This window comes from Bacillus sp. JJ675, from assembly GCF_036963165.1.
GTDB lineage: Bacteria > Bacillota > Bacilli > Bacillales > Bacillaceae > Bacillus > Bacillus glycinifermentans.
Map to the genome: position 1 here is coordinate 1 of NZ_JBALMR010000069.1, position 22,146 is coordinate 22,146.

Consider the following 22,146-nt stretch of genomic DNA (forward strand, 5'->3'; position numbering starts at 1 on the left):
GCATCGGCGGATTTTTCGCCGGAATTTGGAACAGCATTGTTGATATGGTAACCGGCTGGTTCTGATAGTAAAGAGCTCTATATTTAGGGCTTTTTGCTTTAATTTTTAATCAATTGATTTGAAATAATCTCAATTAAAATCAAGCAAAAGAGCTTGAAGAAAAACGTGAACGAAGAAAAAAAGAGAAGCCAGAATTAGGGAACAAACTCAGAAAGAGTTAGCAACAATAAACAATGTAAAAGTAGAATCTGAAAAAACGAAAGAATCACGAAGAAGTTCAATAAGAAAACTAAAAACACAAAGTCTATAGTGTAGGATCATCTAGAGTGAATAAAAAATGGGAAAAGAAAAGGTTAGCAAGATATCCCAACGAGTTTGGAGAGAAAGTAATGGTCATTGATTAAACATTTATATTATGGAATTGATGATTTTAGGTGACCAATGGTTTTATTTATAGAATTTTATCTGTAGGAGTATTGAAATGACAAATATTCTGATTGTTGATGATGATATCAATGTTTTAAAGATCATAGACATCCATTTAACCGAAGCTGGGTTTAACGTATTCCAAGCGAAAGACGGTCTCGAAGCTTTGAAAATCCTTCGCAATGAAAAGTGTCATTTAGCAGTTGTAGATGTGATGATGCCTTTTATGGATGGCTTCGCGTTTACAAAGGAGATTCGCAAGCAGTATAACATTCCGGTCATCCTTTTAACGGCTAAAAACCAAATCGAGGATAAGGAGCAAGGTTTTCAATCAGGAACCGATGATTATTTGATCAAGCCTTTTGAACCAAGGGAATTACTTTTTCGCATCAAAGCATTGCTGCGCCGTTATGATATATACGCGGATGAATCAGTTATTCGCATAGGAAGTACAGTCATAAGTAAAAAAAATTATGAAGTTCAAATTGGAGGCCGAACCATAATATTGCCCTTAAAAGAATTCGAACTATTGTATTTTTTAATTTCTCATCCTATGCAAGTATTTTCCCGGGACTATCTAATCGAAAATATTTGGGGTATCGATTATGAAGGAGATGAACGCACAGTCGATGTTCATATCAAAAGATTGAGAGAACGCTTTTCTAAATTAACGGATGATTTTCAAATTAGAACGGTGCGAGGAGTTGGATATTTATTGGAGGCAAAACGGGGATGAGATCTCTTTATGTCAAATTTGTTATGATCACCATCGGTATCATGATTTTGAGCGGAATTCTGGCGTTTTTCATATCCAATACTTATTATCAGCAAAAATTAAAGCCCTATAACGATCAAAAAAATACAAAAATTGCTCTTAATATTGCTGCTTTTGTTGATAAACATCCAAATATGGATTTGAAGGATTATTTAGAAAACCTTTCTGTAATCGGCTATCAAATTTATATTGTGGATGATGATGGAAATGAAACATATTTTGGCGCTCCGTTCAGGGAGAAAAATCTTCCTACATCTGCTCAGAAACAAGTACTAAACGGAAACGTTTTTCATGGAATGCTTCACTTTCCAAAAGGAACATTTGTAACTGGATTTTTTGCAAATGAATTAAAGAATACAATCGGCGTCCCATTAACGCACAACGGGAAAACCTATGCTCTTTTCCTCAGACCGGATATCAAGCTCCTTTTTAATGAAATGCATCTTTTATTTGGATGGATGCTTGCGTTAACCATTTTATTGAGCATCGTGCTGGTTGCTTTTAACACAAAATATTTAATAAAGCCCATCTCCACACTGACGACGGCTACAAGATCACTCTCGAATGGGGATTTCAAAGTTAAACTGAATATTGCCCGCAGGGATGAGCTAGGTAAACTGTCAAGAAGTTTTATGCGAATGGCGGAAAAATTAGCACAAATGGATGATATGAGAAAGGAATTCACCTCCAATATTTCTCATGACATACAGTCGCCACTGTCCAATATAAAAGGATATACAAATCTTTTAGAAAAGGAATCGATAAGCCGAGAAGAAAGAGAACAGTATGTTTCTGTTATCAATGGTGAAATCAAAAGGATCTCTAATTTAACGAAACAATTACTGCTTCTCGCTTCATTGGATCGAAATAAAGACATTTTAAAGAAAAAAACTTTCAATGTTTCACAGCAAATTAAGGAATTGGTGCGACATTTTCAGTGGGCAATGAATGAAAAAGGGATCATGATCAGCTACTCATTGCCCGATAAAGAAATACTCGGAGACCCATCTTTGCTGAATACGGTTTGGGACAACCTGTTAACGAATGCCATTAAATATAATAAACCTGACGGTAACATTGAAATAACGATTGAAGATGCTAAGCATTCAATTAAAGTAATATTCCAGGATACGGGAATTGGATTATCCGAAAAGGAAAAAGACAGGATTTTTGATCGTTTTTATCGAGCGGATGATTCCAGAACCCGTGCAATTGAGGGGACAGGACTAGGTTTATCTATTGTTTCAAGTATTGTCAAAATGCATGGAGGTCATATCGATGTATACAGTAAGGAAAAGGAAGGAACCGTTTTTATTGTGGTCCTTCCTGTCAAGTAGCATGGCCACTCGTGATTGTCAGTCATTAGAAAATGACTGACATATTTTTTTGTAACCGTTTATTCATCTTCCATTCATATTCATGCCGTATATTATGACTGTAGAAAAGAAAGGAAGGTGTTGAAGAGATGTTTTCTCTTTCATTAAAGGAAATCCGCTTTTTTAAGCTTAGATACTCACTTATTGGATTTATATACTTCTTTGTTGCCTCCTTAGTGTTTATCATTAGTGGCCTTGCAAACGGGTTATCGGCTGATAATGCCTCTTCCATCCTAAACATGGATGCTCATGCATTTTATCTAGACAAGGACGCTGACCATCGCCTTGACAGATCCCGTTTTGATGACCAACAAATGGAGAAGTTAACAAAAAATAATGCCATACAACCTATTGGCCTTCAAATGGCATCACTAAAAAAAGAAGGGACAGACCAAAAAGTTGATGTTAGTTTTATGGGAATTAATCCAAACGGTTTTTTAATGCCTGATATTAAAGAGGGCGCTCGCTTAAGCTCTTCTTCCAAGCCATTAACCCTTGTTGTAGATAATTCACTAAAACAAGACGGGGTAAGGATTGGCGACCACTTATACGATGAACGTTCACAGCTGACATTTGAGATCATTGGCTTTACCGAACATCAAACCTTCAGCCATTCTCCTGTTGCGTTCATGAATTTAAAAAGTTGGGGAAAACTGACCAATTCCAGTCAAAAGTTCTACTATAATGCATTTGTCTTAAAAGATGAAGATCAAGAAACACAAAATAACGTACAATCCATAATGAAAGATGGAACTTGGGTAACCAAAGATGAGGTCGTTCAAGGGATTCCCGGTTATAAAGCAGAACAAAGTTCCCTCCTTATGATGCTCGTCTTTCTGATCATTATTGCAGTATTTGTGTTAGGAGCGTTCTTCTTTATTATGACGATTCAAAAGATTAACGAATTCGGTGTCTTAAAAGCAATCGGTGCAAAAAATACTTTTTTAATCGGTTCAACGCTTTTACAAGTTGTCATCCTCTCTGTTTTTAGTATTGGCGGAGCAATAGGGTTCACAGGTGTTTTAAAAGTATTGATGCCTGAAGAAATTCCTTTCGTTTTTGATGTCAGTTTAATTCTTGTGTTTTCAGTGATTTTATTAATCGTTTCGATTTTGGGCGCACTATTATCCGCCGTCAATATCGTTAAAGCCGATCCACTACAGGCTATAGGGAGGACTGAATAATGGGGAATTTTCCGTTACAACTAAAAGGTGTACGAAAAACATTTAGGGATGGTGATAAGGAAATCGAAATATTACATTCGTTATCTTTTCAGGCAAAAAAAGGTGAACTTGTCGCTGTCCTGGGGCCATCAGGTTCTGGAAAAAGCACTTTCCTTTCGATTGCCGGTGCGCTTTTAAGCCCAGATGAAGGGGAACTCATGGTGAATGGAAAAAATATAGCCCTTTTTAAGGATAAACAAAAAGCGGATATACGCTTACATTCAATAGGATATATCTTTCAATCATCAAACCTGATTCCTTATGTAAATGTAAAGGATCAGCTTAAATTGGTAGCAGATTTGACAGGAACCTGGAATAAGGAATCCAAAAAGCGCGCATATGATTTGATTCATGCTGTCGGACTTGAAAATCGAGAGGGCCACTATCCACATCAACTCTCGGGGGGCGAGAAACAAAGGGTTGCCATTGCACGCGCATTTATGAATCAACCGGAAATCATTCTTGCCGATGAACCAACCGCAAGCCTTGACTCAAAACGAAGCAAAGAAATTGTAGAATTGATCGCTAGGGAAGTAAAGGAGAAAAATAAAGCTGCTATTATGGTCACCCATGATGAAAGCATTCTATCGTTTTGCGATCAAATTTATTATATGAAAGATGGTAACTTACAAAACAATAATTAATAACTTGTTCTCCTTTATTCAGTAAAACAGATGAATACTTCCGATATCCAAGCAATAAAAAATATCAAGAAAAAGACAAGTCGAAGCAAGACCTGTCTTTTTCGCTATTTCATTGTCTCCTCCATTGTCTCCTCCCAACGCCGCAAAACCCGGCCTTATCCTTCAGCTCTTGCATTCCGTAGAGGAATACGCTCATCAAAGGAAAGATATGAAGGTTGATTCAAAAATAGCTGAACAATCATTTAACCGGCTGCTTGGAACACTTATTAATCTAGAACGAAATCTTTCTGATCGTTTCGTGGATAAATAGTTGTCGGCTATGCATCTAAGAATGAAAATCAAGAACTAGGATATAAACGAAAAAAAGTGGTGTTTTTAGAACCGGAAAGATAAGATTCAAAGAGGGCAAGCCTAAAGTCACTAAAGGATTAGGATAGTGGAAAAAGACTAGTTATTAAGGGGCATTTTAGTTATAGGAAGTGCTTTTTTATGTTTAAAAATATAAAGGGGTATATATAAACGAAATGTGTTGCTAGCTTTTCCTAGCTGCTTTTCAAAGGTATACCCACTTTTCTCTAACACACTCACTAAAAAAGTCAAATTACAGTCTTCTGGTATTTCAAGCAATATATCTATCGTTGGCTTTGCTCATAATCCGTTAACATCTAAAGTAGATACATATGCCTGAACCTCATCGTAAATGGAGTCCAGGCATACAGTACGCTTCTTTTGCGTCTTACCTTCTTTAACGATGGCTTTACGCTTACTCTCATAGTGCCTCAAGCTTTCTCTTCATGTGAGGTTTTAAAACAGCTCTCTAATATCCCGAACTCCCCTCTTAGATTCTTAGTTTCTAATTGGAACTCAGCTTCAGGAATAATCAATAGGCTTACCTCGCTATGATTATGGGGAATTTCAAATTCTAATCTGATTTTTCTCATAGTATTTTCTTTCATTTTGAATGTGTAAGACTTCGAGTATTTGTTGTTGTCAGCTTTAAATGAAATTGCTTGAAAGTCTGAAAGTGTGATTGTTCTGTTTGTCATGAAGAAAATGCTGGGAAAAAGACAGCTGGCAGAACTTTCATTTTTTGAATATATCGCGGGAATCACTATCGGGGGCATTACATCTGAGGTTGTCATGGGACTTGAGAGAAGCATATTTAACGGAATACTTGCTATTTTTATTTTTGCGGCAGTTCCTTTCTTTGTAGAATTGATCTCATTAAAAAAATGCGCGATTTTCTTGAAGGAACGGGAACGGTTTTTATTAAAGACGGAAAAATCATGGAAGATAATTTAAAAAAAGAAAAATACTCGGTCGATGAGCTGTTGGAGCTTTTGCGAAAAAAGAATGTATTTAATGTTTCTGAGGTTCAATTTGCTATCCTGGAACAAAGCGGTGATTTGAATGTGCTGCTCAAAAAAGAGCACAGGCCGGTTACAATCAAGGATTTGCAAATGCCTTACCAGTCAGAGAAAGAGCCGCAGGTCGTGATCATGGACGGAGAAATTTTAGACGAACCGCTGTCGATAGCCGGTTTAAATCGCCGCTGGCTGCACGAGGAGCTTGATAAATTAGGCGTCGCAAAAGAAAACGTGTTTCTCGGACAAGTAGACTCAGACGGACAATTAACCGTGAATCTGTATGACGACAAAATAAAAGTTCCGGCTCCTCAGGAAAAACCTCTATTGTTGGCTAAGATTAAAAAATGCCAGGCTGATCTGGAATTGTTTGCTCTCGCCACTGACTCAAAATCGGCATAGGATATGTATGCCAAAAATGCCAATAAACTAAAAGATATGCTGCAAAAACTTGAGCCTATTTTACATGAATAAATAAGTTAGATTTGATCCTCAATATTTTTTGTGATGACGGTCATTGAACGGTCATTATCTCTGATAGAAGCGTAAAAATATATCTTGAATTCGATGATATCCTTTTGCCTTTAGTTCGTTTTTTAACCACTTTTCGTCCTTGTCCAGTAATTACCTTTCCTTCGATGACGACGGCAATCGGTAGTCCACTGTATTCGGTTTTAATATGCAAATCCTTACGTGTGGCTGGAACCAGTTCTTTCTTAGGCAAAATGCTGATTTCCCCGTTCGCCTCCAATATTGCATATTCATTAGCACCTAGATGTTATCCATTTTTTCTGCGTTAAAGTCATAAAGAATAGACTGGTTTTGCTCAGGGGGAGTTTAAAGGTCAGATTCGCAAACCACCATCCGCACTTCTCATCTTGTAAATCAATCTTTAAAATCGATTAATACTAGCTTAACACTTTAAAAATATAATGAGCATGTTATTGAGATTCATATATTTTTAGGAGGTTATCCAGTTGAAAAAATTCCCGAAGAAATTACTGCCTATCGCGGTTTTATCATCTATTGCGTTCAGCAGCTTAGCCAGCGGCAGTATGCAAGCCAGCGCCCAAGAAAAGAAAAAGGGGAATCAAAACGAAATTAAAAATGTCATCGTTCTGATTGGTGATGGTATGGGTGTATCTTATACGTCCGGTTATCGCTACTTAAAGGATAATAAAAAGACAAAGGCTGTGGAGCCTACGGCTTTTGATCAATATCTTGTCGGCCAGCAAACGACTTACCCCGATGACCCTGAGCAAAATGTGACGGATTCTGCAGCTGCGGCAACAGCCATGTCTACGGGAATTAAAACATACAATAATGCGATTGCAGTGGATAACGACGGTTCAGAGGCCAAAACCGTACTTGAAGCGGCAAAAGAAAAAGGAAAATCAACAGGACTTGTGGCCACTTCAGAAATTACACACGCCACTCCGGCCTCTTTCGGTTCATATGACCACAGCCGGAAAAATATGAACTCGATTGCCGATGATTATTTTGATGAAATGGTAAACGGTAAGCACAAAATTGATGTCCTTCTAGGCGGAGGAAAAAGTAATTTTGACCGCAAGGATCGCAATTTGATCAAGGAATTCAAAAAAGCGGGATACAGCTTTGTGGATAACCGCAAGGACATGCTGAAAAATAAAGACAGCCAAGTTCTCGGCCTATTCGCTGACGGCGGCCTGCCTAAAAAGATTGACCGCACGAAGGATATTCCTTCATTAAAAGATATGACAAACACAGCCATTAAAAAATTAAGCAAAGATAAAGACGGATTCTTCCTTATGGTTGAAGGAAGCCAGATTGACTGGGCCGGACATGACAATGATATTGTCGGCGCGATGAGTGAAATGGATGACTTCGAACAAGCCTATAAGGCAGCTATTAAGTTTGCCAAAAAAGACAAGCATACATTGGTTGTCGCAACGGCTGACCACTCAACCGGCGGATACTCTATCGGTGCAGACGGCATCTATAACTAGTTCAGTGAACCGATTAAAGCAGCAAAGCGCACTCCTGACTATATGGCAGAAAAAATCGCCGGCGGTGCGGATGTTGAAAAAACATTAAAAACATATATTAATCAAAAGAAGTTAGCTTTAACGACAGCAGAAATTCAATCAGTTGAAGAAGCAGCCAAATCGAAGAAAGTGCTTGATATCGACAATGCGATTGAAGACATTTTCAACAAACGCTCTCACACCGGTTGGACAACGGACGGACATACAGGTGAAGATGTTCCTGTATTTGCATACGGACCGTCAAGCGAGACATTTGCCGGACAAATCGATAATACTGAAATCGCTAAAAATGTTTTCGACGCTTTACAATACAAAATTAAGATTAACGATAAGTAAGAGAATACAAGGTGTCCCGTTGCTTGTATGAAGTAACGGGATCTCTATTTTGAATGGAGGCAATTAAGATGAGAAAGGCTCTTTGCATCTTATTCTCAATCATGATGCTTGCCGGCTGCTCATCAAACGCCAGCAATAACAATACAGGCGGCCAAACAGCAGAAGCCAAAACGCAGAACGTTTCAGCTCAAGCAGACAGTAAAATAAATGAGTACCAGCTTAATCCACAAGTTACAGATGACAGGTCATTGCAAAAGGTCAATCAAACATTTGCTGACGACAAAGGTGAAGCCGTTTTAAAAGATATAAAAAACGTCAACAAAACATATGACATAGGATCATCAATTGAATTAACCGTAAGAGACATGAAGCTGATTTACTTACGTCCGGATTACAACATGATTGATTATTTTCACGTGTTGACACATGATAAAGAGTTTGATGTCGTTAAAGTTTTCGTTGAAATCAAAAACAAGTCTTCTGAGAAAGTGAATTATGCACCAATTGCATTACTGAAAACAAACACAGGTGAAACTTTTGATTGGAAAAGGATATTTACCTTGAGGAGTTAAATGGAGAAATAGAAGGCGGCGCTGCAAAAGCCGGAAACCTAGGTTTTATCGTTAACGCAGCAAGCGGACATGCGCATAACAAGGAAGCAGAAGACAGCAAGAAAACAAAGGATATTAAGTGGATCGAGATCACCACGAGCGACGTTTTTGATAAAAACCACAAGAAAATCAGTGGTTCTCAAAAAATTAAAATTGAGTTTTAATGATGGCCTCCCGTGTATGTAACGGGAGGTTTTTTTGGAGGCTGGGTGGGAAACCGGCTGAGTAAACTTACTCAGGACCGTTGACAAAATAGGTCGTATTATAAATTTGCCTCGATTAAGGGGCTTCCGGGAGGGCTTGGTGAACGGATTGCTTATTTTGCCGCCCGGGAAGGAGCTGGAGTTATTTTGGCTATACGGAGAGAAGAAGAGCGTTTAGCAGAAGATGTAAGGAAGACAGCTGGTATTTTTCAGGCCAAAGATTAGCCATAAAAAGAGGCCAGGTTTATAATCCCGAGCCTCTTCATTGATTTTACTTCCCCTTTGCTTTTTTCCTTTTCTCCTTCTCCGCCCGATAAAACTCATGAAACATCTTCATCAGCGCGCGCTTTTCAATCCGCGACACATAGCTCCGCGAAATCCCAAGCTCCTTCGCGATTTCGCGCTGCGTCTTCTCTTTCTTCAAATCAAGGCCGAAGCGGCCGACGATGACTTCTTTTTCTCTGCCGTCAAGGATGTCGATGTATTTTTTCACTTTTTCAAGCTCCATGTTGAGCTGGATGGTGTCGATGACGTCTTCGTTTTCCGATTTGAGGACATCGATGAGGCTGATTTCGTTCCCTTCTTTGTCCTGTCCGATCGGGTCATGGAGGGAGACGTCTTTTTTCGTTTTCTTCAGGGCGCGAAGATGCATGAGGATTTCGTTTTCTATACAGCGCGCCGCATATGTGGCGAGCTTTGTTCCTTTGCCCGCAGAGTAGCTCTCGATCGCTTTAATCAGCCCGATGGTTCCTATGGAAATCAAATCTTCCGAATCCTCGCCTGTGTTTTCGAATTTTTTGACGATGTGGGCGACCAGGCGAAGGTTGTGCTCAATCAGCATGTTTCTTGCGTGTTCGTCTCCCTGGGCCATTAATTCCAAGTATTTTTTTTCTTCATTGCTTGAGAGCGGTTGTGGAAAGGCATTGTTTTTCACATATGATACTAAAAACACAAGTTCCTTGATGACATACCCGAGCGCTGCAAAAACACCTGTCATTATCGGCACCTCCACAAAATGTATGTAGGCAGAAGCCTATATGTAAATGTATGTGGGAGCAGGGATGTCTGTGTCTGTACGATAAAATTACGAAGTTCTCCGGCGTCTTGCCGATCACGCCGCCCGAAGAGATTATGGGGGAAACTTCATATTATGAGAGCACTTCCAGTATTTGGTCCATTTACAAAAGTTAACATGGACGCGATAATAAAAGCAGGGGGTGAGAGTGCCGGACTTAAAAGGGGTAAACGTTAGAACAGCAGTCTGGCGCAGCATATGAAAAACAAACGTCTGTTCATTCTTTCACTGATCGTGTTGAGCGTCATCGCCATAGGAATCCAGGAAACGCATCCGACTCCAATTGCGACCGGTTTCATGATCATTGTTCTTGTCACGACGGTTTTTCATATTTTTAAAGAAGCACTCGGAAAATAAAATGAACCGGCTCATGCTGTGAGCCGGTTTTTTCGTTTATTCCTTGAGCGCTTTGCCCATTCCTTTTAAAAACTGGAGGCCGAAGCCGACGGCGCGGTTGATGTCAGGGTCGTTGATGGCTTTCAGCAGGGCAAAGATGCTGACTTTTTGATCTTCCTTTAAAAAGTGTTGTCCTTGTTCTATACCTGCTACCAGGCTTTCGATAAGCTTTCCCGTCAATTCGGGATCGGCTTTTGACAGGGCTCCGCCGGCCGCCATTGCGGTGTTGATCAAGTTTACAACCGGTTCGCGGGACAGCTGGCCGAGCGCGATTTTAGCGATGTCTTCTTTTGCCTGCAGCATGCTGTCTGCGGCGTCAAAGACGCCGAGTCCGTTCAGCTCGCCGATGAGTTTCATCGTTTTCGAGAGGGCGTCTTCGTTTTCCGCCACTAGCGATTTTAACTCTTCCAGTTTTTCAAGCTTGATTTGCTCTTCTGTTTTGCGCTCCTTTTGAATTGCGGTAATAGGAGTGGCCATATATGATTTCCTCCTTGCATTAGTCTGTCAGATGGACGTATCCCGGACGCTTCCATTTGCGCTCTACTTCGACCCCGTTCTGCGGGTTGCGTTTTTTGTTGCGCGGGTTCGTTTTCGGGAGCGGCGGCGCCGCGCAGCCTCCGAGGACTTCCATCCGCACTTTCGTCTGCTTATAGGCAGGCGTGTTTGTGCGAGCATCGACTGCCGGGCCGGTTAAAAAGTTAATCGCCGATTCTTTATTTGTCGAGTTCATCGGCAGGTACAGTTCATTCGCCCGCACACGGTCGGTAATGAGAGCGGTCAATTTCACAGCGCCGTAGGGGGATACGAGCCTTACGAGAGATCCGTCACAGATTCCCCGTTCTTTTGCCAGCTCTGGCGAAATCTCAACAAAGACATCCGGCACTTTCGCTTGAATTCCTGCCGATTTATTAGTCAGGTTTCCTTCGTGGAAATGCTCAAGCATCCGCCCGTTGTTGATATGAAGGTCGTACTCCTCAGGGAATTCGGCCGGTTCTGTCCAATCGGCCAGCGCAAAGCGCGCTTTTTTGTCAGGAAAGTTAAAGCCGTCTACATAAAGGAGCGGCGTGCTTTCTCCGGTTAAGCTGCCCCAGAGAAAACTGTTCCAGCCTTCAAGCGCTTCGTACCCCGCTTTGCCGAATAGGGGGGAGAGGCTTGCCATTTCTGAGAAGATGTCTCCCGGATGGTTGTAATTCCAGTCTGCCCCGAGACGGTTTGCGATGGCCTGGATGATCTGCCAGTCGGGCTTTGAGTCCCCGAGTGCAGGGAGCGCCTGATACAGCCTTTGAACGCGGCGCTCCGTATTTGTAAAAGTTCCTTCTTTTTCAAGGGAAGGCGCCGCAGGCAATACAACATCGGCGTACTGAGCCGTTTTCGAAAGGAATATATCTTGAACGACGAGAAAATCGAGCCCTGACAAAATGTCGTGGACGCGGTTGGCGTTAGAATCGACAAGGGCCATATCTTCGCCGACGATATACATTGCTTTCATGTCGCCTTTTTCGATCGAATGAAGCATTTCGATATTATCAAGGCCAGGCGTACTGTCAATTGTTACGCCGTAAGCCTCTTCGAATTTGTTTCGTGCTTTGTCATCGGAAATATGCTGGTATCCCGGAAGCCAGCCCGGCAGCGTCCCCATGTCACAGGCGCCCTGAACATTGTTGTGCCCGCGCAGCGGATAGGCACCGGCACCGGGCCGGCGGTAGTTTCCGGTCGCAAGCAAGAGATTCGAAATCGCCGCCGACGTATCAGAGCCTCCGGTATTTTGGGTCACGCCCATTCCCCACAAGATGCAGGTGCCGTCAGCGTCCCGGATCATTTCTGCAATTTCGATCAGCGTCTGTTGTTGAATGCCTGTGATGCTTTCTGCATATTCAAGGGTATATGTTTCAAGGGATTTTTTATAATCCTCGAAGAAATTCACGTTTTCTTCAATGAACGCCTGATCATGCCAACCCTGGTCGATCATATATTTTGTAACGGCCATCAGCCATACTTGATCCGTTCCCTGGCGCGGTCTGATGAACAGGTCTGAACGTTCGGCCATTTCGTTTTTGCGAAGGTCGGCGACGATCAGCTTTTGACCGTGAAGCTTATGGGCCCGCTTGATGCGGGTTGCGAGTACCGGGTGGCCTTCGGCCGGGTTTGCGCCGACGATGATGACGAGGCCGGCTTTTGCGATATCTTTGATCGTACCTGCATCACCGCCCATTCCGACCGTGCGGAAGAGACCGTCCGTTGCCGGCGATTGGCAGTAGCGGGAGCAGTTGTCAACGTTATTCGTTTCAAAGACTTGCCGCGCCAGCTTTTGCATCAGGTAGTTTTCTTCGTTCGTAATTTTGGAAGAAGAAATAAAGCCGACAGCCCCTTTCCCGTATTGCCGGCGGAGAGAGCCTAAGCGGCTGGCAACGAGATCAAGCGCTTCCTCCCAGGTGGATTCGACGAATGCACCGTTTTTGCGGATTAAAGGTTTTGTAAGCCGCTCTTTGGAATTGACGAAATCCCAGCCGAATTTGCCTTTTACGCAGGTGGAAATAGCATTGACGGGAGCGTCTGAGACCGGCTGGACCTTCAATATTTTCCGGCCTTTCGTCCAAACCTCAAAAGAGCAGCCGACACCGCAAAACGTACAGACGGTTTTTGTCTTTTTAGTCCGTGTTTCCCGCATCGCCGCTTCTACTTCGGAAATGGCGAAAATGCTGCTGTAACCCGGCTCTACGTTTTTTACGAGGTCGATCATCGGCTCCATGACATCCTGTTTGATACCTGTCATAAATCCGGCTTCTCCGAGCATCGATTTTTCCATCAGCGCATTGCACGGGCAAACGGTGACGCATTGACCGCAGCTCACACATGAAGAATCGTTGATCGAAACGCCTTCATCCCAAATGACCCGCGGGCGTTCCCGCTCCCAATCGATGGACAGCGTTTCATTGACCTGGAGATTTTGGCACACTTCCACACACTGTCCGCACGCGATGCACTGATTCGGATCATAGCGGTAAAAAGGATGCGACATATCGACGGCAGTCGCCGGATCCTCCTTCGGCGCATAAGGGTATGTCTGCTCTTCGATGCCCATCATTTCCGCCGTATTATGCAGCTTGCAGTTGCCGTTATTATTATCGCAAACCGTACAGTAAAGCAGATGGTTTGCGAGGATACGATCCATCGCTTCCTTCTGCGCTTTTTTCACCCGCTCAGTCGAAAGGCTGACTGACATACCGTTTTCCGCTTTGAGCGAACAGGCCCGCTTCAATTTTCCGTCCGCTTCGATGAGGCAAGTGTCACAAGTTTGAATGGGATCTACCTCTGGTACGTGGCAAATTTGCGGATGCTCGATCCCGTGTTCATTCAAAATGTCTAAAACCGTGGCACCTTCCTGTCCTTCGTATTCTGTGCCGTCTATTATGATTCTGATCGGCTTTCCATCCATCATTTTTGTCCCTCCATCGTTGTCAAGAAATCAAAAAAGCCATGTACACATATACCGGTTCCCGTCCTGGCAAGCGGCATAAACATACATGGCGGAGTAGTTTACTAGCAATCCTTACTAACAGACCAATCCCAATATGTAAGAAACAGATAGATTTATAACACGTCTCCTATTATAAATCCATCAACATAACTTTTATTATAAAATGATATTTATTATAATTCAATAGAGCAGGAAAATTTTAACCAAGTTAAATGTCTAAGGTAACATCACGATATTTTGTATGGTTTAAAGGGGAAGGGGTCTGACAATGTCTAAAAAAATCCATCAGTTTAATGATATCATCCGAAAGCTGAGGAAAGAGCTGTTTGGAAAGGGGCCTGAACGGATTCATACTGTATTCGTCGACAATATGGCGGTTTCGACGCTTTACGGCAATTTGACCGCAAGCGAGCAATTTATCGCAAGTACGCCTGAAGGCAAAGAAATGGTGCATGCAGCAAGGACGAGCCTGATTCAGGATCATTATTCAAACCGGACGCCGGAAGGCTTGGAAGAGCTGATCGGCGCAAAACTGGAGCATCTGTTTTCAGACATCAAGATCAAGGAGGACATCGCCGTTTCCGTGTTTATTTTTGACCGGAACATCGATGAAGGCGACGGGGCGGCCAACGGATAAAAGGAACGGTGGATTACGGGGATGGAAATTCGCGCAAAAATGTTGCATAAGGGAGGAAAAAAGATGATACAGCTAAAGGCAGAGGATATGAGGCAGGCGGCAAAACCGCTGCTGAATGAAAGCAGCCCGACATTTGCCCACGCAATCGCAGACGGAATAATAGACGGGAAAATGTATGCTGATCATTCCGTTTCCCCGCGCAGCGCGGTTTTTCAAACACCTTCGGGAATTTATCATCTTGCCGGCAGCCCGCCTGAAAGTAAGCGGGACGAATGGCATTATTACCTGAAAGAACAAAGGAACGGCAGGCGTTTTACCGTATTTTCAGATTCGGCGGAATGGGACGCATTTTTGACAGACGGTCTGGATAATACGATTAAACAGATGAAGCGGATCGTATTTTCCTTTGTGAAAGAACCTGGACATTCCGTGAAAGACGCCGGCGCGGCATGCGTTATGTTTTCTGAAGAAGATCTGAACGAGAGCGTCCTTTTCAATGAACAGTATGCTGATGAATATTGGGGAGGAGCAGACAATTTTTTAAAGAAAGGCTTCGGTTTCAAAGCGGTCTGCGGCAATCGGACGGTTAGCGAGTGCGTTTCTATTTTTCGTTCCGACCGCTTTGCCGAGATTGACATCGCCACCGATCCGGATTTTAGGGGGCGGGGATATGCAGCCCTTTGCGCCCGGGCGTTTATTTCTTACTGTAAAGAACACAGGATGAAGCCCCGCTGGGACTGCGATCAACAAAACACGGCATCGATCCGTCTTGCAGAGAAACTGGGTTTTCGGCCGCTGAAAAATTATTCATTGTATGTCCAAAACCGGTAAGCCCGTGCGAATGTTTTTAAGCGGAGAGGACAGGTTAAAAGCAGCAGGTGAATAGAGAGTTTTTCCATTGAAACTGCAGAGCCTCTCCTTTATGATCGTATTATTGGGCTTTTGGAGGTGGAAACGATGAAAAAGTGCTTTGTGATCGCCCTCGCTTTTTTGCTCCTTCTGTCAGGATGCAGGGAAAAGCACACCAAAAAAATCGTCGCATTTGGAGACAGCAATACACGCGGTTCAAATTGGCAGTTTCGTGATTATCCAAAAGCGGAAAAATGGGTCAATTTACTCCAAACGTCAGTGCGCGGAAAATATGACATAGAAAATGCGGGTATCGGCGGAGAAACAACGGAAAATGCAAGGCTCCGATTTCAGCGCGACGTACTCGACAAGCGGCCGTCATACCTTTTGATTATGTTTGGAACGAATGATGCGGCAATACTCGGTAAGGGAGTTCCGCGCGTTTCCAAAAAAAGATTTAAAGAAAATCTCTATTATTTTGTCAAAAAAAGCAGGCAGAGCGGCATAGAACCGGTTTTAATGACGTGCCTACCGCTCGTTGAAGGCAGCGGAAACAACATATTTTATTATGCGAGGTATCGTGCTGCTTCGTTTGATCAATACGGAGGCGCGAGAAAGTGGCATGATTCCTATAATGATGTGACAAGAGAAACGGCCCGAAAGCTGCATGTACCATTGATTGACAATTGGAAAAACATCGTGAACAAGGCGGGCGGAGCCACTGATGAGAACTTGATTAAATCGGGGTTCATCGACCCATCGGGAAATCACTTAACCCCAAAAGGCGCGAGAATTATTTTTGAAGGCATTGACAAAAGCCGGGTCATAAAAACTTCCTGATATACGGTCAAAGGCCTAGCCATTTCTCTTTTTTAGTACATAGGCTGTTACTGTAACTGTCCTAAGGGAGGGATGACATCCTATGACCACTGGATTCCCGTTTCCGGCCGGTCCGTTTCCTTTTCCGGGCTACGCCGGATATACCGGTGCCGCATACGGCTATGCTTTTGTAGTCGTTCTTTTGGTGGTTCTTTTGGTGATCGGCGGTTTTTATTGGCTGAGTCCTTACGGCTTCTTCAAGTAGCACCTCTTTTAAAGAGGTGTTTTTTCGTTAAAACAGTAGTAAGCATATTATTCAAGTGATATAATAGCAACCTAAGTGAAAAAAGCCCAAGAACGCCCGGGAATGCTTAACTACGAGGAGACAGAAAGCAGATGACCGAGCGACCTTCTCTTCATTTCAGTTTCAATCAGCTCGATGAATTCGCGGTTTAAATTCATCTCATTTGCTTTAATGTATGATTCTATTAAAAGTTCATCAGACAGCTTTCTCATACTCGGTACCCATTTAATGGGGAAGACACCTCCTTATATAATTGGAATAACGTGTTTGAGGTCAGCATATCATGTTATGTTATGCGATCTTTGGTTGAAGTACCTATAATCTACCATGAATATTTGGCGAGAACAATCGTTCTGTTATCCACACCAAAAAGTGGATAACTTGTGGGTATCATGTTTATAATTTAATAAAAGGTCGATGAAATAAGAGTGGATACTGTGTGTAATTTTATCCACACCTGTTGAAGAATCCTATTATATGTCGAAAACTTTTCGGGGAGCCGATGTTTTAAGACACTTTTAGATTTGATTCGACACTTTCAGAAAGCAGCAGTATATAGAAAGGAAAGGGTGCGGCTTGTGTTAAAAAAGTTTTTTTTGCCGGATGAATTTGTAAAAAATATTTTTCATATTACCCCTGAAAAACTAAAAGAGCGGAATGTAAAAGGAATTATTACAGATCTTGATAATACCCTAGTGGAATGGGACAGGCCGAGCGCCACGCCGCGTCTGATCGAATGGTTTGAGGAAATGAAGGAGAATGGCATTAAAGTAACAATCGTTTCAAATAATAATGAAAAGCGCGTCAAATTATTTTCTGAACCGCTCAATATTCCGTTTATTTATAAAGCGAAAAAGCCGATGGGCAGAGCTTTTCGAAAAGCCGTTAAAAACATGGGGCTCAAAAAGGAAGACGTTGTCGTCATAGGAGATCAGCTGATGACTGACGTGCTCGGAGGCAACCGCAACGGCTTTCACACGATTTTGGTTGTTCCTGTAGCCGCTTCAGACGGCTTTTTTACGCGTTTTAACCGGCAGATAGAACGCAGAATCCTGAGCTCATTAAAACGGAAAGGCCATATTCAGTGGGAGGAGTAATCAATGGAAAAGGTAGTTTGCATCGGATGCGGAGTCACCATCCAAACCGAAAACGAAAATGAACTAGGCTATGCGCCAGAAGCTTCATTATTAAAGGATGACGTCATCTGCCAGCGCTGTTTCAGGCTGAAAAACTATAACGAAATCCAGGATGTCTCCCTGACGGATGATGACTTTCTAAAAATTTTGCACGGCATCGGGGAAACCGATTCGCTCATTGTGAAAATCGTCGATATTTTTGATTTTAACGGGAGCTGGATTAACGGGTTAAACCGGTTTGTCGGAGGCAACCCGATTCTGTTGATCGGAAACAAGGCGGATATTCTTCCCAAATCGGTCAAACGCGAGCGCCTCGTTCACTGGATGAAGCGCGAAGCGAAAGAGCTCGGTTTGCAGCCTGTTGACGTATTGCTTGTCAGCGCAGGACGCGGGCATGGAATGAAGGAAGCGATCGAAGCGATCGAGCATTACAGGCAAGGCAAAGACGTTTATGTCGTCGGCTGTACGAATGTCGGGAAATCAACGTTTATCAACCGGATCATTAAAGAAGTGTCAGGAGAAGGGGATATCATTACGACGTCCCAGTATCCGGGTACTACGCTTGATACGATTGAAATCCCTCTTGACGACGGGTCATCGATGTACGATACACCGGGTATCATCAACCACCATCAGATGGCACACTATGTCGCAAAGCAAGACCTGAAACTATTGACGCCGAAAAAAGAATTAAAGCCGCGCACTTTTCAGCTGAACGAAGAGCAGACGCTGTTTTTCGGCGGGTTGTCCCGGTTTGACTATGTAGCGGGCGGCAGGTCTTCGTTTGTATGTTATATGCCCAATCAAATAAACATCCATCGAACAAAGCTTGAAAATGCGGATCAGCTTTATGAAAAACACGCGGGTGATATGCTGGCGCCTCCTGCTAAAGAAGACCTTGACTCATTTCCTGAGCTTGTAAAACACACCTTTACGATCAAGGAGCCAAAAACCGACGTGGTGTTCTCCGGTCTGGGCTGGGTGACGGTTCAGGGGGCGAATCAACGGATTGTCGCCCACGCGCCTAAAGGCGTTCACGTGTTTGTGCGAAGATCTTTAATATAAGCTGGGGGAGAGAGCAATGAAACCGATATACGGACTGATTGGAAATCCGGTGGCCCATTCCATGTCGCCCGACATCCATAATGCGGCCTTGAAAGACCTTTCATTAGACGGGTATTACCACGCTTTCCGGGTTGAAAGCGATGATCTGGAAGATGCGGTGAAAGGAATGCGGGCGCTCGGCATTCAAGGATTTAACGTGACGGTTCCCCATAAGGTGGAGATCATGAAATATCTTGACCGCATCGATGAAAGCGCCAAAGTGCTCGGGGCGGTAAACACTGTCAGAAGAGAAAAAGAACAGCTGGTCGGATATAATACGGATGGAGAAGGATTTTTAAAATCGCTGAAGCAATCCCTTGATCAGCCTGTCAGCGAGCTTTCGATCTTGATCATCGGAGCAGGGGGAGCGGCCCGAGCGATCTTTACGACCCTCGCAGCAGAGAAGCCGAAGCGGCTCGATGTGGCGAATCGCACGCCTGAAAAAGCAGAAGCTTTCGTTCGCCTTTATGATGGAACGAAAGCGATGTCCTTATCAGAAGCAGAGGGTGACTTGTCTGTGTACGACGTGCTGATCCAGACCACCTCAGTCGGCATGCACCCGAACGTGGATGATGTTCCGCTTTCATTGGCCCGCGCGAAAGAAACGTGCCTTGTATGCGACATTATTTATAACCCGTTGAAGACCGTTTTATTAAAAGAAGCTGAGGCAAAGGCCTTAAAAACGTTGAACGGCGTCGGCATGTTCATCGGCCAGGCCGCGCTCTCTTTCGAATTGTGGACAGGCCGCGAGCCTGATATGGAAAAAATGAAATCAATCGTTTTACGAAAACTAGGAGGAAAAGAATGTTAACTGGAAAACAAAAACGCCATTTGCGCCGGGAAGCGAATCATCTGACACCGATCTTTCAAGTCGGAAAAGGCGGAGTCAATGAAAATATGATCAAACAAATCAGTGATGCGCTCGAAGCGAGAGAACTGATCAAAGTAAGCGTGCTTCAAAACTGCGAGCAGCCAAAGAATGAGGTGGCGGAGGCTTTGGCAAGCGGCGCCTGCGCCGAACTCGTGCAGACGATCGGAAATATCATCGTGCTGTACAAGGAGTCCAAAGAAAACAAACAAATCGAGCTTCCTTAAGGTTTAAAGGTGGTAAACATGAAGAAAATTGGGGTTTTCGGAGGGACGTTCGATCCTCCGCACAACGGGCATCTGTTAATGGCGAATGAAGTGCTTTACAAAATGGATCTCGACGAAATCTGGTTTATGCCCAATCAAATTCCGCCGCATAAACAGGAAAACTCTTTTTCAGAAAGCCATCACCGCGTTGAAATGCTGAAGATCGCCATTTCGGGAAAAGAGCGTTTTAAATTGGAGACGATTGAGCTCGAAAGGGAAGGGCCTTCGTATACGTTTGATACGATCCGGCTCTTAAAAGAACGGTATCCGGATCATCAGTTTTATTTTATTATCGGTGCGGACATGGTGGAGTACTTGCCGAAGTGGTCGAATATTGACAAGCTGGTGGGAGAGATCCAATTTGTCGGAGTCAAGCGTCCCGGCTTTCAAATTGATACGCCATATCCGCTCGTTTTCGTGGATGTTCCGGAATTTGAGGTTTCATCCTCCTTGCTCAGGGAGCGCATCAAAAACCGTCAGCCGACTGATTACTTGCTTCCTGACGAAGTGAAGGTCTATGTAAAGGAGAATCGTTTATATGAAACGTGATCAAGCCCTTGCCTGTGTAAAAGAACAGCTGACAGAGCAGAGGTATACGCATACGATCGGCGTAATGGAAACGGCGGTAATGCTTGCGGAACGGTTTGGCGCAGATGTGAAAAAGGCCGAAACCGCCGCGATTTTTCATGACTATGCCAAGTTTCGTCCGAAAGAGGAAATGAAACAAATCATTTTAAACGACAACAAATCGCTTGATGTGCTCGATTTTCATCATGAGCTTTGGCACGCGCCGGCAGGAGCAGTACTTGTCAAAACGGAGGTCGGCATTGCGGACGAAGACATTTTGTCGGCGATCAGATACCATACGTCGGGAAGGCCCGGCATGACGCTTTTGGAAAAAGTCATTTATGTCGCGGACTATATTGAACCGGGCCGCTGCTTTCCGGGTGTTGACGAGGTTCGCGTGCTTGCCGAAGAAAACTTGGATCTTGCGCTCATCCAGGCGCTGAAAAATACGATCACCTTTTTAATGACGAAAAACCAAGCCGTTTTTCCGGACACGCTGGCGACATATAATGCGTTAGTAAAAGAAAGACAATAGGAGGAATTAGTGAATGGATCAAGCTTCAATTTTAAAAATTGCCGCTGAAGCCTGCGACGATAAACGAGCGGAAGATATTATCGCAATGAATATGCAGGGGATTTCCCTTGTGGCCGATTATTTCCTGATCTGCCACGGGAACTCAGATAAGCAGGTACAGGCAATTGCCCGGGAAATTAAGGATCGGGCTGAAGAAAATGGAATCGATGTAAAGAAAATGGAAGGGTTTGACGAGGCCAGATGGATCTTAATCGATTTGGGAGATGTCATTGCCCACGTTTTCCATAAAGAAGAAAGAGGCTATTACAACCTTGAAAAACTATGGGGAGATGCTCCTCTTGAAGATCTCTCATTCGGAGCCAATTAATGATTTATCAAGGATTTTCAGGCGTTTATGACAGACTGATGGCTCACGCCCCGTATGATCAGTGGGTCGAATGGATTGAGAAGTCGCTTTCGGCGATGAAAAAGGAGCATATTCGGATTCTTGATCTCGCGTGCGGCACCGGGGAAATTTCCGTTCGCCTTGCTGAGAAAGGATATGATGTCACAGGTGTTGACATCAGCGGGGACATGCTGGCGCAGGCGCAGCAAAAAGCTGCCGGCCGGCAGCTTCCGATCCGTTTTTTTCAGCAGGATATGCGCGATTTATCAGGGCATGAACAAGAATTTGACGCGGTTGTCATTTGCTGTGATTCCTTAAATTACTTAAAAGATGAAAAAGACGTTTTAGACACCTTTAAAAACGTTTTTTCTTTATTGAAGGATGACGGACTTCTTTTATTTGACGTCCATTCCGTCTACAAAATTGACGACGTTTTTCCCGGGAGCACATACGCAGATCAGGATGAAGATGTCAGCGTGATCTGGCAAAGCTATGAGGGAGAAGCCGTTCATTCGGTCATTCACGATTTGACATTTTTCGTGGAAAATGGGGGCGTGTATGACCGTTTTGATGAAACCCATGAACAGCGGACATTTGAAACCGAAGAATACACCCGCTTGTTAAAAACGGCAGGATTTTCCGTACAGCAGATAACCGCCGATTTTTCAGACCGAAAGCCTGATGCGGATACAGAGCGTCATTTTTATACGGCAAAAAAAGCTAAAACCATCGTTTGACATGA

General features: G+C 43.5%; 21 protein-coding genes and 5 pseudogenes. 21 read left to right on the forward strand and 5 right to left on the reverse strand.

All coding sequences use genetic code 11. The features are described 5' to 3' along the window. Window positions 1-475: 475 nt before the first annotated feature. The 5 genes and pseudogenes from V7126_RS17605 to V7126_RS17625 all read left to right on the forward strand — a co-directional run bounded on the left by V7126_RS17605 (window position 476) and on the right by V7126_RS17625 (window position 6,282). A complete protein-coding gene (locus V7126_RS17605) occupies window positions 476-1,162 on the forward strand; it encodes a response regulator (RefSeq protein ID WP_175076603.1) in 687 nt (228 codons plus the stop codon). Then, window positions 1,159-2,538 (forward strand): sensor histidine kinase, encoded by a 1,380-nt coding sequence (locus V7126_RS17610; protein ID WP_175076581.1) that lies wholly within the window; start codon window positions 1,159-1,161, stop codon window positions 2,536-2,538. Before V7126_RS17605 ends, V7126_RS17610 begins: the two co-directional genes overlap by 4 nt. Window positions 2,539-2,666: 128 nt before the next feature. Then, window positions 2,667-3,761 carry an ABC transporter permease gene (locus V7126_RS17615; protein WP_175076580.1) on the forward strand — a complete coding sequence of 365 codons (1,095 nt, stop codon included), beginning with the start codon at window positions 2,667-2,669 and terminating at the stop codon, window positions 3,759-3,761. Then, window positions 3,761-4,444, forward strand: a complete 684-nt coding sequence (locus V7126_RS17620; RefSeq protein ID WP_175076579.1) for an ABC transporter ATP-binding protein — start codon at window positions 3,761-3,763, stop codon at window positions 4,442-4,444. The genes V7126_RS17615 and V7126_RS17620 overlap by 1 nt, the downstream gene beginning before the upstream one ends. Window positions 4,445-5,488: 1,044 nt before the next feature. Next, window positions 5,489-6,282 (forward strand): annotated as a pseudogene (locus V7126_RS17625) (DUF421 domain-containing protein). Window positions 6,283-6,336: 54 nt separating this feature from the next. Here the strand turns inward: V7126_RS17625 and V7126_RS17630 are convergent. Then, window positions 6,337-6,559 (reverse strand): annotated as a pseudogene (locus V7126_RS17630) (YetF domain-containing protein). Window positions 6,560-6,785: 226 nt separating this feature from the next. Between V7126_RS17630 and phoB the strand changes: the two are divergent. The 3 pseudogenes from phoB to V7126_RS24130 form a co-directional block, all read left to right on the forward strand. After that, window positions 6,786-8,171: pseudogene (phoB, locus tag V7126_RS17635) on the forward strand (alkaline phosphatase PhoB). A gap of 68 nt (window positions 8,172-8,239) precedes the next feature. Continuing rightward, window positions 8,240-8,946, forward strand: a pseudogene (locus V7126_RS17640) (hypothetical protein). Window positions 8,947-9,060: 114 nt separating this feature from the next. Continuing rightward, a pseudogene (locus V7126_RS24130) lies at window positions 9,061-9,180 on the forward strand (oxidoreductase); the annotation flags it as partial. A gap of 76 nt (window positions 9,181-9,256) precedes the next feature. Here the strand turns inward: V7126_RS24130 and sigK are convergent. Then, complete coding sequence (gene sigK / locus V7126_RS17645; RefSeq protein WP_048355457.1) at window positions 9,257-9,982, reverse strand: RNA polymerase sporulation sigma factor SigK; 726 nt, start codon at window positions 9,980-9,982, stop codon at window positions 9,257-9,259. A gap of 276 nt (window positions 9,983-10,258) precedes the next feature. On the opposite strand from sigK, the gene V7126_RS17650 reads away from it, so the two are divergent. Beyond that, window positions 10,259-10,417, forward strand: coding sequence for a hypothetical protein (locus V7126_RS17650; protein ID WP_164918163.1), 159 nt, complete (start codon window positions 10,259-10,261; stop codon window positions 10,415-10,417). Between the two features lie 36 nt (window positions 10,418-10,453). Here V7126_RS17650 and V7126_RS17655 read toward each other — a convergent pair whose 3' ends face one another. Together V7126_RS17655 and fdhF are read right to left on the reverse strand one after the other, a co-directional pair. Next, entirely contained in the window at window positions 10,454-10,933 is a 480-nt protein-coding gene (locus V7126_RS17655; protein ID WP_175076589.1) for a DUF1641 domain-containing protein, read from the reverse strand. A 19-nt stretch (window positions 10,934-10,952) separates the two neighbouring features. Beyond that, window positions 10,953-13,895 carry a formate dehydrogenase subunit alpha gene (fdhF, locus tag V7126_RS17660; RefSeq protein ID WP_335497993.1) on the reverse strand — a complete coding sequence of 981 codons (2,943 nt, stop codon included), beginning with the start codon at window positions 13,893-13,895 and terminating at the stop codon, window positions 10,953-10,955. Window positions 13,896-14,202: 307 nt separating this feature from the next. On the opposite strand from fdhF, the gene V7126_RS17665 reads away from it, so the two are divergent. From V7126_RS17665 to V7126_RS17680, 4 genes are all read left to right on the forward strand, one after another. Beyond that, the gene (locus V7126_RS17665) at window positions 14,203-14,571 is read left to right on the forward strand and encodes a DUF2294 domain-containing protein (protein ID WP_175076591.1); all 369 of its coding nucleotides are present in this window, start codon (window positions 14,203-14,205) and stop codon (window positions 14,569-14,571) included. Window positions 14,572-14,634: 63 nt separating this feature from the next. After that, window positions 14,635-15,402, forward strand: a complete 768-nt coding sequence (locus V7126_RS17670; RefSeq protein WP_175076592.1) for a GNAT family N-acetyltransferase — start codon at window positions 14,635-14,637, stop codon at window positions 15,400-15,402. A gap of 126 nt (window positions 15,403-15,528) precedes the next feature. Then, on the forward strand, window positions 15,529-16,260 hold the full coding sequence (locus V7126_RS17675; protein ID WP_335497996.1) for an SGNH/GDSL hydrolase family protein: 732 nt from the start codon (window positions 15,529-15,531) through the stop codon (window positions 16,258-16,260). A gap of 82 nt (window positions 16,261-16,342) precedes the next feature. Further along, window positions 16,343-16,504, forward strand: coding sequence for a hypothetical protein (locus V7126_RS17680; RefSeq protein ID WP_164918162.1), 162 nt, complete (start codon window positions 16,343-16,345; stop codon window positions 16,502-16,504). Between the two features lie 110 nt (window positions 16,505-16,614). Here the strand turns inward: V7126_RS17680 and V7126_RS17685 are convergent, their stop codons facing one another. Next, the gene (locus V7126_RS17685; RefSeq protein ID WP_046131754.1) at window positions 16,615-16,755 is read right to left on the reverse strand and encodes a sporulation histidine kinase inhibitor Sda; all 141 of its coding nucleotides are present in this window, start codon (window positions 16,753-16,755) and stop codon (window positions 16,615-16,617) included. 366 nt (window positions 16,756-17,121) lie between these two features. Here V7126_RS17685 and V7126_RS17690 point away from each other — a divergent pair, with 366 nt between their 5' ends. Genes V7126_RS17690 through V7126_RS17725 form a run of 8 tightly spaced genes read left to right on the forward strand, consistent with a single transcriptional unit; the run spans window position 17,122 to window position 22,141 of the window. Next, entirely contained in the window at window positions 17,122-17,640 is a 519-nt protein-coding gene (locus tag V7126_RS17690; RefSeq protein ID WP_046131755.1) for a YqeG family HAD IIIA-type phosphatase, read from the forward strand. A gap of 3 nt (window positions 17,641-17,643) precedes the next feature. Then, the gene (gene yqeH / locus V7126_RS17695; protein WP_046131756.1) at window positions 17,644-18,744 is read left to right on the forward strand and encodes a ribosome biogenesis GTPase YqeH; all 1,101 of its coding nucleotides are present in this window, start codon (window positions 17,644-17,646) and stop codon (window positions 18,742-18,744) included. A 16-nt stretch (window positions 18,745-18,760) separates the two neighbouring features. Further along, window positions 18,761-19,594: a shikimate dehydrogenase gene (gene aroE / locus V7126_RS17700; RefSeq protein WP_335498001.1), complete on the forward strand. Its 834-nt coding sequence runs from the start codon at window positions 18,761-18,763 to the stop codon at window positions 19,592-19,594. Beyond that, entirely contained in the window at window positions 19,588-19,878 is a 291-nt protein-coding gene (gene yhbY / locus V7126_RS17705) for a ribosome assembly RNA-binding protein YhbY (RefSeq protein WP_335498003.1), read from the forward strand. Before aroE ends, yhbY begins: the two co-directional genes overlap by 7 nt. 18 nt (window positions 19,879-19,896) lie before the next feature. Beyond that, the gene (locus V7126_RS17710; RefSeq protein ID WP_046131759.1) at window positions 19,897-20,466 is read left to right on the forward strand and encodes a nicotinate-nucleotide adenylyltransferase; all 570 of its coding nucleotides are present in this window, start codon (window positions 19,897-19,899) and stop codon (window positions 20,464-20,466) included. Further along, complete coding sequence (gene yqeK, locus V7126_RS17715; RefSeq protein WP_175076594.1) at window positions 20,456-21,019, forward strand: bis(5'-nucleosyl)-tetraphosphatase (symmetrical) YqeK; 564 nt, start codon at window positions 20,456-20,458, stop codon at window positions 21,017-21,019. Before V7126_RS17710 ends, yqeK begins: the two co-directional genes overlap by 11 nt. 13 nt (window positions 21,020-21,032) lie before the next feature. Next, window positions 21,033-21,386, forward strand: coding sequence for a ribosome silencing factor (gene rsfS, locus V7126_RS17720; RefSeq protein WP_335498007.1), 354 nt, complete (start codon window positions 21,033-21,035; stop codon window positions 21,384-21,386). Beyond that, window positions 21,386-22,141, forward strand: a complete 756-nt coding sequence (locus V7126_RS17725; RefSeq protein WP_046131762.1) for a class I SAM-dependent DNA methyltransferase — start codon at window positions 21,386-21,388, stop codon at window positions 22,139-22,141. The genes rsfS and V7126_RS17725 overlap by 1 nt, the downstream gene beginning before the upstream one ends. Window positions 22,142-22,146: the final 5 nt, after the last annotated feature.